The sequence below is a fragment of the Paenibacillus sp. LHD-117 genome (genome assembly GCF_030929555.1).
Lineage (GTDB): Bacteria > Bacillota > Bacilli > Paenibacillales > Paenibacillaceae > Pristimantibacillus.
Genome location: NZ_JAVFVT010000001.1, coordinates 109128 through 127905 on the forward strand (window position 1 = coordinate 109128; position 18778 = coordinate 127905).

The window sequence follows — 18778 nt, forward strand, 5'->3', positions numbered from 1 at the left end:
TGTTAGGGGATGAATGAATGAAGCAAGTATCTAAAAGAAGCTTGAAAAAAACGGCGATCGCTGCACTAATCTTCACGTTAATAGCGAACGGGGTGGTCGTCACTGGTACTTTGCAAGCGGCTGATTTGGAAGCAGCCAAAGAACTGGATCTGAGATTCGAGGATTCAATAGCGGATTCATCTGCGAATGGGATTCAAGGTACGTTAAACGGAACAGCGACTTACATTGAAGGAAAAGTGGGAAAGGCACTTCAGTTGAATGGGACGAATAACTACATCGATCTCGGCACTTCATCCGTGCTGCAACCGGAGAATTTAACGGTTTCCTTCTGGATAAAACCTGACGAGTCGCTGTCGGGCGAGCACATGTTGATGTGGAACAAACCGAGCGGATCATGGAACGGAGAAGGCTGGTATCTCAGTATTTTGAGCGACGAAGTTCCGCTGAAGTTATCAACGGGTACCGGAGTACAGGAATCCTATGTGATTGGAAACAGAGGCGAGTTCTTCCCTGTGGGTGAATGGACACATGTCGCAGTCACTTACGATCAGGCAACGAAAGATGTGGCAATTTACCGGAACGGCATTACACAGGACGTGTTATATACAAGCAAGACGGGAAGCATTGCCTCTAATGACTCTGACCACAAATATTTAGGATTTAATTCTCCTGGTTACGGTGGGGGATACGCCAAGCTTAATTTGGACGAGTTCAAAATTTACAGCACGGATATATCCATGGAAGAAATTCGCACGTTGTACCAAGACGATGGCGGCGCTATTGACGAGTCGGCGCTTGCCAATTTAGATCTGAATTCAATCACGCTGCCGGAATTTGTTAGAGTAAGTCTGCCGCTCCCAACCCGCGGAACGAACGGAAGCACAATTGTATGGACATCTTCCAATACGGCCGTACTTTCAAATACAGGTGAAGTTTTCGAACCTGAGGAGGATACAGTGGTCACTTTGAATGCGGCCGTCACCTATGGCGCAGTAACCTTGTCTCGATCATTCGAATTGACTATTAAATCCAACTCACCTATTAACGATTTTGCTCCTATCCAGCCCTTCGACATGGAAGACGTGGAAGTTACAGATCCGTTCTATGTTAATGCTTTTAATAAAAACGTAGATTATCTCCTCTCACTCGATCCAGATCGTCTAATGGCAGGATTTAGAACAGTCGCGGGTTTGCCGAAGAAGGCTGAGTTGTATGGAGGCTGGGAAGGCGAATGGAGTTATCTGAGAGGCCATACCATGGGCCATTATTTGACAGCGCTTTCACAAGCCTATAAGCAAACAAAAGGAAACCCCATCGTCAACCAGCAGCTCAAGACAAAGATCGATTATTTGGTCAGCGAATTGAAGATCGCCCAAGAGGCGAGTCCGAATGGCTATTTATTCGCGACGCCTGAAACGCATTTTGACGTAATCGAAGGAAAAGCAGAAGGCCCTAGTTGGGTGCCCTGGTACACGATGCATAAGATTGTAGCGGGTTTAGTTGATGTTTACCGGTATGCGGAAAACGACACGGCATTAGAAATTGCGGACGAGTTGGGCGATTGGACTTACAATCGAACACAGACATGGGACGAAGCGATACATACAAGAGTCCTCAATATCGAATACGGTGGTATGAATGACGGCTTGTATGAACTGTACAAGGTGACACAGGAGCCGACTCACTTAATAGCTGCCCATATGTTTGACGAAGATTCGTTGTTCACGCCGATTGTCAATGAAACGGATGTATTGCAGAACAAACACGCTAATACCCAGATTGTAAAGTTTATTGGCGCACTGAACCGTTACAGAACTGTAGGGGAAACGGAAACGTTCTATTTAGAAGCAGCCGAGAACTTCTGGGAAATGGTTGTTCATGACCATACGTACGTGACCGGTGGAAACAGTGAAAATGAGCATTTTAGAGAACCTGGTCTTCTTGACGCTCATAGGAACAACGTTAATGCTGAGACATGCAATACGTATAATATGCTCAAGCTTACGCGAGAGCTGTTCCGATTGACTGGCGACGTTAAATACGCGGATTACTATGAGAGGGCATTGAAGAATGAAATCATGGCTTCCATGGACCCGGAGACGGGAATGACGACATACTTCAAACCGATGGGAACCGGTTATTTTAAGCTATACGGAACCGAGTTCGAGAGCTTCTGGTGTGATACTGGAACGGGTATGGAAAGCTTCAGTAAGTTGGATGATAGCCTATACTTCCACACGGAGTCCGATTTATATGTCAACACATACGTAAGCTCAATTCTGGAGTGGAGAGCTAAAGGACTGAAGCTGACGCAGCAGGCAGACCTGCCTGCAAGTGATAAAGTTACGTTCACGATTCATGCAGCTTCAGGCGAAAACGTTAATTTCAAATTCCGGTCGCCGGATTGGGTGGCGGAAGGGAAGCAGGTTAATGTTTCAGTCAACGGTAATGTAGTAAATGAGACGGTCATTGATGGTTATGTGAATGTAGAGCGTGCTTGGGTAGCCGGAGACATCGTAGAAGTGACGTTTCCAATGGAAGTCAAAGTCTCGGCACTGAAGGATAACGAAGAAGCGGTAGCCTTTACGTACGGTCCGGTTGTTCTGAGCGCAGGAATGGGTTCGGAACAAATGGTGTCCGTACCTCATCTAGCCGTGCAAAAAGCCCATATTCCGGAAGGCTTGTCGTTCAAAGATTATATCTTAATCGAAGAGGGAACCGTCGAGGAATGGATGTCGAACGTCAAGAACAATTTGGTCAAGACGGAAGGAAAAGTGGAGTTCACGCTTCGTAATACCGATGAAGACGACAACCTGATATTCACGCCTTATTATTTAAATACGGGTGAAAGGTATGGCATTTACTTCTACTTATCAGCATTGGATTCTCCTTTCTTTCAAAACAATATTCTGAATAAAAAGAACACGGCGAGGAAGGAAGTCGCGCTCATCGATGAGGTGCAAGTCACCAATGATCAACATGAATTGGCTCATAATTTGCAGGGTAATTCATCAGGCGGTTCCTATGGCGGTTACCAGTATCGCCATGCATCAGGCGCGAATACCGGTGAAGGTTGGCTCAGCTACGACTTGGCAGTGAACCCGGCCATTACAAATTATGTATCGACGAAATATTACAGCGGCGATGCCGGAAGAACGTTCAACGTATATGTTGACGGTGCGTTGATACAGGAAGTGACGGTCGAAGCCAAGACTCCAGCCCAATTCTATGATGTACGGTATGCTATACCCGCTCATTTAGTTGCGGGTAAAAGCAAAGTGACGGTGAAGTTCGCCAATCGAGGCAACAGCTTCATGGGTGGTTTGTTCGGGACGGTATCGATCATGAAAGACTATAGTACCAATGCGGATTTACAAAGTGTGACGATCGGAAACACAGTGGCAACCGTCCACGATCGTGAATGGACAATTTCCGTGCCGCATAATGCCGAGGAAGGAATGGTTCGTTTTAAGCCTGTTAATGCCAATGCCTTGGTTTACGTTGATGATATTCTTATTGACGACACGATTGAGAGAAAAATTCCGCTCAGTGCAGACATTACTACGCTAAACATCCGGGTAGTTGCGGAGGATCGAGAAACAGAGAATACGTATACGCTTTCTATTAAGAAGTCGCAAGACGATACTTCAGAGCCGGGAGGAGGCATTCCTACCCCCAACAATTCAAATCAGATAGATGCTCAAGATGACGTTATCATGGCTGTTGCGGATGGAAAAACAGTCATTAAAGGAATCGCATCGAAATCGACTAGAGACGGTCAGTCGCTCGTTACTGTAAAGTTCGATGAAAAAAGTCTGACAAAAAGCTTAGAAGAAACGCCGCAAGGAACAGTATTAACCGTACCCATTCACATCGATTCTGATATCTCGATTGCCACAATTCCCGGACAGTCGCTTAAATTAATGGAGGAGAAAGGAATTAAACTGGAATTACGCTCGAAAAAAGGCACATACACACTACCAACAGAACTTTTGGACGTCTCGATGATCGTCAACCAGTCAGGGTTATCGAACACACTTGCAGATGTTTATCTTCAAGTGGAAATTGGCAGTCCGTCAGAAGAAAAAGTGGAGTGGGTAGATGAGCTAATGAATGGAAATGAGCTTTCCTTAATTGCACCGCCCGTGGAATTCAAGGTTGGAATCGTAATCGGAGAAAAGTTTTTCGAACTTTCCGAGTTCATAGGTTATGTCGAACGATCCATTGCACTTCCGAATAGAACGGATAAAAAAGATATTATTACTGGCATCGTGATTGAACCGGATGGCTCGATTCGACATGTTCCGACCACTGTTGTAAATCAGGATGGCAAGTATTATGCCAATATCAAGAGCTTGTCCAATAGTCTCTATGCTGTCGTGCATAACGAGACATCATTCAATGACAGCGCCGCGCATTGGGCGAAGAATGCGATTCTGGAACTGGGATCAAGAAAGATTATTGGCGGGAATGAGAATGGCGAATATCGTCCAGATGACGATATTACGCGCGCTGAATTTGCTGCCATCTTAGTCAGGGCTTTGGGTCTGCGGCTGGAAGCCGGAGCGACTTTGTTTACGGATGTACAAGCAGCGGACTGGTACGGAAGCGCAATTAAAACCGCACATGCTTATGGTTTGATAAGTGGCTACGAGGATGGTTCGTTCCGTCCAATGAATAAGATTACGCGCGAGCAGGCGATGACAATTCTGGCCAGGGCTATGAAACTTACGGGTCTCTGGGACAATACTGACCATCAGTCTGCCGATAGCGTACTTCGAACTTTCCAGGACTCGCGGTCCATTTCGGATTGGGCAAAGGAAGAGATAGCTGCAAATGTTCAGACAGGTATCGTTTCAGGTAAAAATGAGAACACGCTAGCTCCGAAAGATTTGATAACTCGAGCGGAGGTTGCGATAGTCGTTATGAGGTTATTAAAGAGTTCCGATTTCATTTAACATCGTAATGAACATGAGTAGGAGTAAGGAGCTTGTAATTTCAGACTCCTTACTCTTCCTCGGTCTTGCTTCGTGAAATAATAAGGGCTGCGATGATTGTAAGGTTCATACGTATGGTTATTGCTGTGGGTCAATATAATTTCGCGGGTCTGCAAACAGCGGTTCAAGAGATTATTATTCCTTACGTGCAATATGCAAGGACGAAGGGAGTCTACGTAACGATTGATCTCGAGTTTACATTTAACGATTATCAATCTACAACTCCTGAAAATTTGGCAAAATTTAAGGAGATCTGGGGCTATATTGCCTCGCAGCCAGAGCTGAAAAGCGCGGATAATGTTATGTTTGAACTAATTAATGAACCCGTGCAAAGCTATGCCAACGGTCACTGGAGCGGATGGACTGGAGATCCCGATTATGTCGATCATTGGAAGGCATTAAGGGATTTTCAGAATGAAATCATTTCGACGATTCGCGAAACGGGGGCGGATAATGTGATTTGGGCAGCCGGACTCGGCTGGGACCAACTGTATGAATTGGCTGCCATCTACCCGATAACGGATCCGTTAAGCAACTATGGATATGCCGTTCACTGGTATCCGGGCTATGGCGGAGGCGATGACATGGCCGCCTTGCAATCGATTTGGGATACGACGATAAAACCAGCCGCTGATGTCTATCCCATCAATATTACGGAGTGCGTATGGTTCAAGCGTGTTGACGGAGATCCGGAATACTGGAATCTTTTTAACGCTTCGAGCGAAGGATTCGGCAAAAATACGAAGTCCATTTTCACCGCGGCAGGGAATGTTAGTGTGATCATGGGTGCAAACGGTGAATTGCTCGAGCCCGGGCCAAGAAGCTCGGTTGCCGACCCAACTGCAGGTATCAAATGGGATGGCGACACGACACGGGATGCGATGGGACGTTTTGTATTCGATTGGTTCTATGAGAGAGCACAATCCTACCCGGGTAGCGGTATATCAAACGGTATCGTATCTGGAGCAGTTTATAAGCTTATCAATAGAAGCTCGGGTAAAGTAGTCGATATCCCGGGCGGGCAGGATGTGAGCGGCTTGCAACTGCAGCAATGGTCGGATCTTGGCGGTACTGCACAGCAGTGGGTCATTACTAACATGGGCAGCGGGCATTATGAGATCAAGAGCGTATCTGCCAATAATAAAGTGATGGATGTCAAAAACGGAACCAAGGCCAATGGAGAAAAAATTCAGTTGATGGCCGATTTCAATAATACGGCTCAGCGCTTTACGATCTATGCTTTGGGTAACGGATATCACAGCATTATTAATGTCAACAGCAATAAAGCGTTAACCGTCTCTGGTAATTCCATGGACAATGGGGGCTTACTCATTCAGGATGGGTATACCGGCAACTTTAATCAACAATGGCAGCTTGCCCGCGTGAACTTAATTGCGCTCAAGTCTGTAGCGTACAATCAGTACGTAGCAGCTGAAAAAGCAGGAGCAGGCGATTTAATTGCCAATCGTTCGGTTGCGGCGGTATGGGAGACATTCGAAAAAGTCGATAACGGGGACGGCACTATTTCGCTGCGAGCGGATGCCAATCAGAAATTTGTTTGTGCCGAGAATGGAGGCGCTAACGCCTTAATCGCCAATAGGGAACAAGTAGGCGGCACATGGGAACGATTCCAGGTCGTGGATAATGGCGACGGCACTATCTCATTAAAATCATTGGCAAACCATTTGTTTGTTTCGGCTGAGCAAAGCGGGGATTTCAAGTTAATTGCCAATAAAACATCAGTAATCGGAGCAACAGAGAAGTTTATTATGGAGGCCAAGTAACAGGATTCTTGGATCAATTAATCTCAGAGGAACGGGAGGTTCTTGTGCTATCTTACGGGAAAGTACAAGAACCCTTGTTCTGTAAAGGAGTCTGTGATATGGAAGATGAACGCGGTTTGAAAAGGGGTATGCTAGTACGGAAATTTTTAGTTGTGCCGCTCTTGTTGTGCTTGGCATTTACTTTTCTTGTTATCCCCACTAATGCCTTCACTTCAGATCAAGGCAACGGACAGTTCCAAAATCCGATATTGTACATGGACAACTCCGACCCGAGTGTCATCAAGGTAGGGTCCTCCTACTATATGTCGAGCAGCAGCATGCACATGATGCCGGGAATTATGAAATCCGAGGATTTGGTCAATTGGGAGATCGTCTCCTATGCATTTTCTTGGAAATAAAAAAAGGCTAAACTAATTCCCCCTTCAAGACCTCTTGTTTGATATAGTCTGCCTGCCAATAAGCCAATGCTCCGATGGTCTCCGTTACGTTAAAAGCCGACATCGTGGGAAATAAAGAATTTCCGCTGATAAACAAATTGCGAATCCCGTGAACTTTTCCGTAGCGGTCTGTCACCGATTCCTTCGGGTTTTCCCCCATTCTGGTTCCGCCGCTCGGATGCGTCATCTCCCATGGAGGTTGAACGTGTTGTCCTCCCCATATTTTTTTTGCTCCACCTGCCTGCAGAATTTCTACCATTTTCGGATAAAAAAATTGCTGCATATTGTTCAACTGCGGACTCCAATCAAAGGTTAACCTCGGAAGAGGAAGGCCATAATGATTTTTGGCGTGGGGATCGAGATCGATGAAGGAAGTCAACATTGGAGGGTCTGTTAGCATCGCATGAACCTGATAATAATGACTGTAGGTTCGTGCCATGAAATCTTTGTATAAAGGTCCGAAGCGCGGAACTCCGTCAGGCAGTTCAACTGTTTTCGCGAATTCTATGGGCTGTCCTGCATTTCCGGTAACCTTTGCGCCGTAGATATAACCGCCCATGATAAAACCGAGCCCCATATGATCAAAATGATCTTCCGTAAAATCCGAAATCGCCATTACAGGCTCTGAAGGCCCGATATGAACATTCATCAGTTCATCAAACAATCCGTTTATCCCGAATCTCGGATGCTGGTGAAAGTATTTTCCCACCTGAGCATGCTGATTCCCGATGCCGCTGGGCGCATATGGATTTCCGGACAGAAGCAGCAGCCAAACATTATAAAATGTATTTGCCGCCAGAATCACAATACTTGCCGTAATTTCATGCTCGTTTCCTGCAGAATCCAGACATACGACACCTTCTATCCGATCCCGCCGGTTCATTGTCATTCGAATCACATAGCGGTCAACAAGCAAAGTGAAGTTCGGATTCTTTAGCGCTTCTCTGAGTTCCGTCACTCTCGTATTCGATTTAGCTTCCACCGTACATTCAAAACTTTGGCAGAAACCACAGGAGCCTGTGCGTTTCCGGCCTTGATAATCTCTGGAGAGGATACCCGCCGGCATAGGAAACGGTTCATATCCCAAAGACCTGCATGCCTGTGCAAAGTGGTTCGTCGCAAAGCCTTGTTCGAATGGAGGCAAAGGATAAGGAGCAGATCTTGGGGGGCCGAACTTCATTTTATCATCTCCAGAAACACCAATTCTGTACTCAAATTTTGTGTAGTAAGGCTCCAGATCTTCATAAGAAATCGGCCAGTTGGCGATCGCGCCGCCCGGTATCTGCCCCCAAACGTCCAGAGCCTTAAAGACGGAAGGTTCAAACCGCCAACTGACTCCTCCCCAATGAGTCATACTCCCTCCTGGTCCCCAGCCATCAAGCCCTTGGGTTATGCGAGGAAACACTTTTTGCGTTGCAGTCCGCGAGTGGGGTCTCCACGTCATCCCTCCAACCTTCGGAGTGGCCCACATAAGATCCTGCCGGATAGGAAACCTGAGTTCATCCATCGATACGTCCTTTGTCTCAAACATGGGCCCCCGTTCAAGCACACAAACAGACAATCCTGCATCACTTAGTTCTCTTCCAATAATTCCTCCTGACGCACCTGCTCCAATGATGATCACGTCATAATCAGGTCTTTTCTTCATAAACGATTCCTCCCAGTGAATAATAAATGGTCGGATGTCTCGTTTTATTGATCGTCTCCGGCGGGTAAAAGGTGGGGCCTGCGTAGCCTAACAGACGCCAACCATAACCTTCAAAGTTGCCGCCATAAATAGGATCGCTGAATACCCCCTCCAAAGTATGATCTCTTAATAACTCAAAAAAAGGGGTATTCTCATTTTGAATAAGAAGCTGATTGAGTTGATTTTTGTCAAGATGAAGCAGGCTCAACCGGAAAAGTTGTTGGGCTGCTCTCTCCAATTGCTGTAACCCATTACGATACACTCCCACTAAAAAAGGGTTACTTTCCATATCTCTTAAAACAAAGTTATACGTTTGGGCCTCAATTGCACCTGGAAATATCGCTTCAGTCAGTATATTGATCAGCTCCATCTCCTCTTTTGAAAGCAATTTCATTCCCCCTTTCTTATGATTCAAACTATGTATATGCTTTTTTTTTACCGTTTTGCATACAATATTTTGGAGGTGAGAGGGGTGCAGAAAAATATTTTCATGGAAGCTGCGGAGTACGCAAGAAGGTGGGCGCCGAATGAAAGAAGTCTGTTAATTTTCCCAGTTGAGAAACTGGAGGAATTAACCAAAATAAAAACAACTTTACCACGATATCCTGTTTTATATGTGACGAAAACAAGTTATATTCCATATGCAACAAAAGCCGAGATCTTAAGACGAAAAGACCCAAATTTGTTTTTGATCGGTGGAACAGATATGATTTCCGAGTGGGTGGCCTACGTATTAACCACCCTGACGAAAGGGCAGGTATATCGAATCATTTCAGAAGATTTATCAGGGATTGATATCGGAGACAATCACAGCGCTTGTATGTTATGACTCCAAGTGCATAACTCATGTTGCAAACAGGGATTTAATAGGTCCTTGGGAAAAATTCCAATTCATCGATAATGGAGACGGGCCGTTCGTTTGCTGAACGGTCATTTTCTATTTCTTCAAAAGTAAAAAGAATAAAGTACGCTAACTTTTGAATATCAGATTCCATTTAAAAGCGCTTACAACGAGCTTAAAATTAAGAGCGAAGAGCTTACTATCAATGGAAGATGAAGGGGGAGAATTGATGAAGATGAAGAAAAAGGCAATAGGTTTGCTTGTGGCCATCTTATTGATTACGAATTTGTTAGCTTCTGTATCTTATGCGGATAATCCCGTGGTGCAAACGGTTTATACGGCTGACCCAGCGCCGATGGTCTACAATGATACTGTCTACCTGTATACCGGCCGGGACGAGGATAATTCGACTTGGTATACAATGAACGAATGGAGAGTCTATTCTTCCAAGGATATGGTGAATTGGACGGATCACGGTGTTCCATTAACTTATGAAACGTTTAGCTGGGCCAAGGGTGATGCATGGGCAAGTCAGGTTGTAGAAAGGAATGGTAAGTTTTATTGGTATGTGACGGTTAGTCATAAAACACTTAATCGCGCAGCAATAGGCGTCGCGGTCTCAGACAGTCCAACGGGGCCTTTCGTGGACGCACTAGGAGAGCCGTTAATAGCTGCCAATTGGGGGGATATCGATCCGACGGTATTCATTGACGACGATGGACAAGCATACTTGTATTGGGGGAATCCGAATCTCTGGTACGTGGAATTAAACGAAAACATGATTTCATATGACGAAGAGGTTGGCATTGTTCAAGTGCCGCTTACGAAAGAAGGATTCGGTGAAAGACTCGGCAATCCGGATAGATCAACGTTGTATGAAGAAGGTCCTTGGCTTTATAAACGCAATCAATTGTATTATCTAATCTATGCCGCCAGCGGCATTCCAGAAAATATTGCTTATTCCACAAGCGAATCCCCTACTGGTCCATGGACATTTAGAGGAATTATTATGCCTTCACAAGGGGGAAGCTTCACAAATCACCCTGGGATTATTGATTTTAAGGGGAATACTTACTTTTTCTATCACAATGGCGCTCTCCCGGGAGGGGGGGGATTCACCCGATCAGCTGCCGTTGAGCAATTCGAGTTCAACGAAGATGGAACGATTCCGATGTTTAACATGACAACAGAAGGGCCAGAGAGCGTAGGAAATCTGAATCCTTATGAGCGGAACGAAGCGGAGACTATTGCATGGACGATCGGCGTTGAGACGGAGCCGAGTATTCAAGGCGGGATGAGCGTCAGCGATATAGATTATGGCGATTACATCAAGGTCAAAGACGTTGATTTCGGAGCGACAGGTGCCGGAACATTCACGGCAAGCGTATCCAGCGCCTCCAAAGGCGGGCTGATTGAACTTCGTCTAGACAGTCAGGACGGTACTGTCATTGGCTCGCTTCCGGTATCATTTACAGAAGAGAACAATTGGAAATTGGAAACGGCAAATGTCTCCGGCGCTGTCGGCGTTCATGATTTGTTTCTTGTTTTCAAAGGAGACAGCACTGGCGATATGTTCAAAATGGATGATTGGAATTTTACCGAGAAGGGCGATCATGATCTAGTCGCTATCAACGCGTCTATCGACAACTATAAGCTTGATACCGTATCGGGAACCAATAAAGCTCAAATGACGGTAACGGCTATTTATGCCGACGGAACAAGCAGTGATGTTACCGAACAAGCTGTGGCTGTGCCTGATCAGGAAGGACTCGTTTCGATTGACGGCGGGGTGGTCACAGGAATTGGATACGGAAAAGCTGAAATTAATGTAAATTATAGCGGGCGAACAGATGTGCTTCGTGTTGTCGTCAAAGATCTGAAGAGCGAGCTGACGCCCAAACAGATTACGATCGACAAAAAAGCAGTATCTTTGTGGATTGGCGCTGCAGAGAACGTAGCAGTAACTGTTGAATATATGGACGGTCGCATTGAAGACGTAACGGACAAAGCAGTTTTCCATAACATGCATCCAGAAATTGCGGATGTGGTCAATGGTCATATTACCGCGAAGTCGGAAGGCACGACGAATGTATCCGTAAGCTTCCAAGGAATATTAGGCGAAGCTGTTACTGAGTCTTTTTCCATTACCGTATCTAAACTAGTTGATTTAATAGAGAATGGCGGTTTTGAAGAAGGAATATCTCCTTGGATCGTTAACGATACCGCTTCAATTGCTGTGACAGAGGATGCTGCCTTAAGCGGCTCGAAGGCGTTGCATGTTACAGGCAGAACTGCCACGGGATCAGGTCCGAAGCAGTCTGTTGAAGGAAAGATCAAAGGTGGCGTAACTTACGTCTTCTCCGCGAAGGTGAGATACGAGTCTGGTCCGGCGACAAGACAATTTATCTTTACAATTCGTAACGAAGATTGGGTAAACATGAGTGAGTCGGATCCAAGTTGGTGGGTCTTTAAGGATATGGGTCACGGAATTATAACGAAAGGCGAATGGGGGACAATCGAAGGAACGGTTACAGTTCCCGCTGACGCCAACTTCAGCAGGCCAGCCATCTTTATTGAAACTTCATGGTCAGCGGCGAATGATCCTATCAACGATTTAATGGACTTTTACGTTGATGACGTATCCTTCCAAGATACGACCGCTGTTTCACCAACATCAACACCAACACCAACACCAACGCCAACACCAACACCAACACCAACACCAACGCCGACACCAACACCAACACCAACACCAACACCAACACCAACACCAACACCAACGCCAACGACAACATCGAGCCCAGCACCGACTCAGGCACCAACGTCAATTCCGTCACCAACTGCAACGCCGATACCGAGCGAAACGGCAATACCAACCGAGAAACCTCCAGTTCCTGCATTTACGGACTTGAAAGGTTATGATTGGGCAAGAGAAGCGATCACATATCTGACGGAGCTCGGGGTTATCAAAGGGACTTCATCCAATACGTATGAACCGGAGCGCACTGTAACCAGAGCCGAATTTATTACCATGTTGATTAGAGCGCTTGGGCTCGAGGCTGAGGCAACCGATAATTTTGATGACGTTGCAGTAGGAACATTCTATTATGATGCGTTGAGAATCGCGAAGCAACTCGGAATTGTTCTAGGTAGCGGCAATAATATTTTCGATCCGAACGGACTCATTTCTAGGCAACAAATGATGGTTACCGTTGTGCGGGCGCTAAATGCCGCCAGCATCTTATTGCCGCAGAGTACTGAAGGAAGCTTGCCGGTATTTGAAGATGCAACCGAGATAGCCGACTATGCAGAGAATGCTGTTAGAATCATGGTAACATCCGGCTTTATTGTTGGGGATGATGAAGGTCTTCTTCGGCCTCTGGATACCGCTATAAGAGCTGAAGCAGCAGTCATTATATATCGGATCTTAAACGCATTCCAATAATTCAAATATAAGATATGAAGGCTGTTCAGGTTTATTTCCTGTAACGGCCTTCATTTTTTTGGGGAACCATGCTGTTTTTACGTCATCCGACCATTCTGACAGCTAGCCTTTCACAGGTATTTTCACGGAGTTTGGCAGGTAGTTTCTATAGATGGACTGCGCTACTCTTAACGATATCATGCTTGCATTCTGCATGAAAAAATCAGTTTCTAGAAAGCGCAGGTGTAAATCATGAATACTGGTCACCAGCCTATGCTGCAATCGAATGAGCCGAACATGAAGAATCTAAAGCTTTGGTACAGATTTGATCGGAATGACGACTCCATCGTAAAGGATTTCTCGGGGAACGGATTTGATGGCGTATGTTTTAATTCGCCGACTTGGGGCACCGGTTTAAGCGGCGATTCTATGAAGTTCACGGGCGGCACTGCTTCATCGAATGCGCCATATGTCGCGATTCCAAATGGCGTTTTAAAGAATATGGAACAAGTCACGATCGCTTCAAGAATCAAATGGACGGGAAACGGGACTGCCAATCAGTGGATCTTCGCGATCGGAAGCCATACAGAACGTTATCTCTTTGCGACTCCGAAAGGGAATCCGGGCACCTGTTACGCCGCCATTCGAAACGACGCCGACTTAGCATCGACAACGTTAGGAGAGCAAGGCGTCGCTTCCAGCTCACAGCTTGTTGAAGGGGCATGGATTCACGTGGCTTTGACCATGGATCCCGCAGCTAAAACCTGTGTGCTATACCTTGAGGGGAAAGAAGTAGCGAGAAATAGCCAAATGACGAAGAATATTGCTGAGTTGTGCGACACCAATCAGGATTGGGCGGGGTATATCGGAAAGTCGTTTTTCGACGATCCCTATTTTGAGGGGGAGATAGATGATTTTCGGATTTATGATATCGCATTATCAAGTGAGAGAATTGCTGAAATTCAAGAAGAGGGACTTGAAGATGCCGATGTCGTTCTAGCCGTTAAGCAGGATCTGCAATTCAATGATCTAGACATTGTAACGAATCATCTAGTGCTGCCTAATCGCCTATACGGAGCCACCATTGACTGGTGTTCGGATAAATCGGAGTATCTTACTCTTGAAGGTATTGTATCAAGGCCAATAGCGGGACAACAGGCAGCGGTGATCTCCCTTGAAGCAACGATATCCAAAGGAACTGAAGTTGATAAGAAAAGGTTCACAGTTAGAGTACTCCCGGAGAATGAAGCGCCATTTAGACTAGTCGTTAATGCTGGTAGAAAGGAAGTCGATATTCATCCGAATTTGTTCGGATTATTCTTCGAGGACATTAACTATTCGCTTGATGGTGGATTATACCCCGAGTTGGTACAGAACGGTTCATTCGAATTCTTGCGATCTTCTGAGAATGCTCTTGTTCAAACTTATGACGGTCTCCATGCTTGGCATAAGCTGGAACGTGCAGGAAGTTCCGTTTCCATTACAACAGCAGATACAAACGGTTTACACGAAAACAATCCGAATTATCTGGAGATCATCTCCCATGAATCCGGAACTGGCATTTATAATATCGGGTTCCCGGATGAGCCGGGCAATTCGACACCAGGCATGCGAATCGTGCAGGGAGAGCGGTATTTATGCTCGTTTTTTGCAAGGGGCGTAGATTATAGCGGATCAATCGAGATTGGCATCACCAGCGCCGACGGTGTTGTCGATTATGCGGCTTCTACAATAGAAGGAGTTTTTGGCGACTGGAAGAAGTTTAGCTGCGTTCTGGAGCCGACGGGTTCGTCTTCGACGGCTAGGCTTCAGCTTGTGATGACAAGCGCTGGTATTCTGCATTTGGACATGGTGTCCTTATTCCCTGAGCGTACATGGAAAAATAGGGAGAACGGTGTACGTAATGATCTAGGCGAAATGTTGAATGATATGGGAGCTAAGTTTTTTCGCTTTCCAGGAGGATGTCTGGTTGAAGGAAGAGTGATCGAAAACCGGTATAAGTGGAAGGAAACGGTCGGTCTGCTTGAAACACGCAAACAAACGTTCAATCAATGGTCGTTTAGGCCCGAATATCCGCACTATAATCAGTCTTTTGGATTTGGCTTTTATGAATATTTCCAATTGGCGGAGGACTTAGGTGCTGAACCGATTCCGTGTTTGAATGCCGGCATCTCTCACCATGACGCAGCGGGACGAGTTACAATGGTGCCAATGGAGCGAATGGGGGAAGTGGTGCAAGACGCTCTCGACCTTATCGACTTCGCTAACGGCACGGATATGACCAACCAATGGGCTAAGTTAAGGTCAGACATGGGGCATCCGGAGCCGTTCCATCTAAAATACTTGGAGATCGGAAATGAAAACGGAGGTCCCGAATATTACGAGCGATATAAGCTTTTCTCTGAGGCTCTTCGAGCTTCGCATCCAGAAATTAAGTTGATTGTTGGCGGAGGATTTACAAAAAACGATGCGATTAACTTAGAAACCTGGTCTAGAATGCAGAGGGGAGATATCGACGCTGATATTGTCGACGACCATTATTATTTGGATCCCAATGACTTTTACAACAGCATGAATCTATACGACAACTACGATCGCAATCTTGGCACCGTGTTTGTCGGCGAATACGCATCTAGAGGAAACCGAATGGAGAATGCGCTTGCAGAAGCCGCCTACATGACCCACTTGGAGGAGAATGGCGATGTCGTGGAGTTAGCCGCTTATGCCCCTCTATTGGCGAAGCACAACTATATGCAATGGGCGCCCGATGCGATCTTCTTCACGAACGAAACCTGCTACGGTACGCCGAATTATTATGTCCAGAAGTTATTCATGCGCAATGTCGCGAACTATACTCTATTGTGGGAGTTGATTCGAAACGGTAAGGCAGCCCATAAGATTCAAGGAGCAATCGGGTTAGGCTCCAATCGTACCTCCGTTGAGTTCACCAACTTGACTGTAATCAATGATGATAGTGGAGCTATTTTGTTAAGTGACGATACCTCGAACGATCGTTTGCAATGGTCGGTTTCGACCGGGATATGGGGATTTTCTAATGGTGTATGCGCGCAGACCAATCCATTGGCATCAAACGCGTTGATCTACACAGGAAATTTTCAAGCCAATAATTACACTTTAACGGTCAGAGCGAGAAAAACGGCAGGCGAAGAAGGATTCGTCATTCATCTCGGACAGCGTGACAGTGAAAATTATATTCGCCTGACGTTAGGCGGATGGGGCAACTCCAAAAGCGCCTTCGAAAAAATCGTTAACGGCAAAACAAGCTTAATGACACCTTATTTCGATACTGTCCAATACCCGACCATTGAAACCGGCGAATGGTACGATATCCGATTGACTGTGCGGAGCAACCGAGTCCAATGCTATGTACGAGGTGATCTGGTCTTCGAAATCGTCGACAGACCGAAAACGGGACCGGTATATGCAACGGCCGGCAAAGACGAGTCGTCAGGAGATATCGTCGTGAAGCTTGTGAATCCGCACGATGTGAAACAAACGATCGATGTGGTATTGAACGATGCAGGCGTCGTCTGTCCTGAAGGGGTGAAGACCGTACTAAAAGGTAATGGGCCAGATGATACCAATACGCTCGAACATCCGACTCAAATTGTACCGCTTACAACTACGATTGATGGTTTAGGAAATGAGAATTCCATATCTTTGGATCCTTATTCTCTAACGTTGGTGCGATTCCGAACAAAATGGTAAAGAGTGCGTCAAGTATTACTATTAACTCAAAAAAGGTGTGAACGAATACGATGGTTAATGATGTCTGGAGTGAAAATAATTTCGTCCTTTGTTATACAAGGGAGCCTCAAGAGGACATGATTTACGCGGAAAGACTTGCCTACAGCATGCATTTGGCTTACAGCGAAGACGGCGCGAGTTATCGATCGCTTAATCATAATTCCGGCGTGTTGTTCGCTAAAGCGACGGATAACGAGAACGGAACGATGAATGCAAAGAGTTTAAAAAATCCATTTCTCTTCCGTCTGGACAATGGCCAGTTCGGAGTCGTAGCGGTTCGTACTGAGGCGAATGGGCAGCGGGATCCGCAGAGCGCAGGGAGGATTCTATTCTTCGTAACTTCTGACCTGCTTCAATACCGGGAAGTGGGACTCCTTAATCTGAAAACTGAAGCTTATGTTGATGATGTTACCTGTAAATACGTGGAGGCGGTGAAGGCTTATATTATTCATTGGTGCGACGAAAGCGGCAATGGTTTTCAAAACACGATTACCGATCTCTTTGACCTGGAAGGAGCATCGAATCCGGAGTCTGCAGAAGCACCTATTCAATCAGAACAGATTTACAATATTGAAGGAATCGTCCCCCGAAACGTCATTCCTGTTCCGCGGGAGATCGCTCATCGGCTTGTATGTAAATTAACGGTCCCGACGAATGTGGCCATAGAGCTTCAGGAAAGTATGGTTGCAGCATCACCAGAAGAGCTGAAGGCAGTTAAGGCCACTGCCGTATACAGTGACGGAACGACTGCGCTGAAGAGCGTGGAATGGATGACGGATGCCGTAGATTGGTCTAAACAAGGAACTTATGTTGTGGAGGGGACGATCCAACAGCAGAAATACGAGTTTCCCATGGCGGTTAATCGTGCGGACCCTTGCATTGCCCGGTGGAATGGAAAGTACTATTTTATTGCGACCAATGATGCCGACGGCAATCAGACATTGTTCATTAGGGAAGCGGACAGCATACCGGGCCTGATTCACGCTGAAGAACACTTAATTCTAGACACCAAAACGTATGATCACATTAAGGGACTGTTGTGGGCGCCTGAGATTCATATTATTGAAGATCAGCTTTACATTTTCCATGCGGCAACGACAGGTGAATTTTTGTATGAAGAGTGCCACGTCATGCAGCTGCGCGAAGGCGGAGACCCAACCCAAGCTGCAGATTGGAGCATGCCAAGACGCGTATTGAAGAAAGACGGAACGGAGCTGTGCGAGGCAGGAAAGGTTATTTCCCTGGACATGACCGTTATTCAAGTTAACGGCGAATGTTATGCAGCTTGGTCAGAAAGGCAGTTTGTGCCAGTCGATCTCGGAGCGTGGGTTTATATCGCAAAGCTTGATCCTCATGAGCCGTGGAAGCTGATAAACGATCCCGTATTATTAACGAAGCCGGATTACGGTTGGGCGAATAATCATACTTTTGTCGATGAAGGACCGTTCGCGTTGATCCGCGATAATAAACTTTTTGTTACGTTTGCCAGCGCGGCGGTGGACGCTACTTATGTAGTAGGATTACTCGTTGCGGAGCTTACTTCGGATCTCCTGGATGCCAACAGTTGGACGAAAGGGAATTATCCGCTGCTTACCTCCCGGAGCGTTCCAGGCGAATACGGTCCCGGTCATAATTCATATGTAGTAGATGATGAAGGTACCATATGGAATACGTATCATGCGCGACCTGGCATCGACGCGCCAAGATGCTCTGGCCTGCGGCGTATTCACTTTGATATTGACGGCTATCCGGTATTGGATCTGACCGAAGAAAAGGATCTTAATCCAGAGCTTGCCAATGTGACAATTCTTGTGACTGTTCACAACGAATAAGCGTAGAA

General features: G+C 46.1%; 9 protein-coding genes. 7 read left to right on the forward strand and 2 right to left on the reverse strand.

The annotated features are described in order from the left end of the window. The first annotated feature begins 17 nt into the window (after positions 1–17). The 3 genes from RB620_RS00385 to RB620_RS00395 all read left to right on the forward strand — a co-directional run bounded on the left by RB620_RS00385 (position 18) and on the right by RB620_RS00395 (position 7179). Positions 18–4958 carry a beta-L-arabinofuranosidase domain-containing protein gene (locus tag RB620_RS00385; RefSeq protein WP_308091517.1) on the forward strand — a complete coding sequence of 1647 codons (4941 nt, stop codon included), beginning with the start codon at positions 18–20 and terminating at the stop codon, positions 4956–4958. A gap of 113 nt (positions 4959–5071) precedes the next feature. Further along, on the forward strand, positions 5072–6781 hold the full coding sequence (locus RB620_RS00390; protein WP_308091518.1) for an RICIN domain-containing protein: 1710 nt from the start codon (positions 5072–5074) through the stop codon (positions 6779–6781). A gap of 98 nt (positions 6782–6879) precedes the next feature. Then, positions 6880–7179: a family 43 glycosylhydrolase gene (locus RB620_RS00395; protein ID WP_308091519.1), complete on the forward strand. Its 300-nt coding sequence runs from the start codon at positions 6880–6882 to the stop codon at positions 7177–7179. Between the two features lie 7 nt (positions 7180–7186). Here the strand turns inward: RB620_RS00395 and RB620_RS00400 are convergent, their stop codons facing one another. Both RB620_RS00400 and RB620_RS00405 read right to left on the reverse strand, forming a co-directional pair. Further along, positions 7187–8866 carry a GMC family oxidoreductase gene (locus RB620_RS00400; RefSeq protein ID WP_308091520.1) on the reverse strand — a complete coding sequence of 560 codons (1680 nt, stop codon included), beginning with the start codon at positions 8864–8866 and terminating at the stop codon, positions 7187–7189. Beyond that, entirely contained in the window at positions 8850–9293 is a 444-nt protein-coding gene (locus RB620_RS00405) for a gluconate 2-dehydrogenase subunit 3 family protein (protein ID WP_308091521.1), read from the reverse strand. The genes RB620_RS00400 and RB620_RS00405 overlap by 17 nt, the downstream gene beginning before the upstream one ends. Before the next feature lie 84 nt (positions 9294–9377). Between RB620_RS00405 and RB620_RS00410 the strand changes: the two genes are divergently transcribed. The 4 genes from RB620_RS00410 (at position 9378) to RB620_RS00425 (ending at position 18770) form a co-directional block, all read left to right on the forward strand. Beyond that, complete coding sequence (locus tag RB620_RS00410; protein WP_308091522.1) at positions 9378–9734, forward strand: hypothetical protein; 357 nt, start codon at positions 9378–9380, stop codon at positions 9732–9734. 241 nt (positions 9735–9975) lie between these two features. Next, the gene (locus tag RB620_RS00415) at positions 9976–13191 is read left to right on the forward strand and encodes a family 43 glycosylhydrolase (RefSeq protein ID WP_308091523.1); all 3216 of its coding nucleotides are present in this window, start codon (positions 9976–9978) and stop codon (positions 13189–13191) included. A gap of 231 nt (positions 13192–13422) precedes the next feature. Next, entirely contained in the window at positions 13423–16899 is a 3477-nt protein-coding gene (locus RB620_RS00420) for a LamG-like jellyroll fold domain-containing protein (protein WP_308091524.1), read from the forward strand. Between the two features lie 116 nt (positions 16900–17015). Next, positions 17016–18770, forward strand: a complete 1755-nt coding sequence (locus RB620_RS00425) for a family 43 glycosylhydrolase (protein WP_308091525.1) — start codon at positions 17016–17018, stop codon at positions 18768–18770. Positions 18771–18778: the final 8 nt, after the last annotated feature.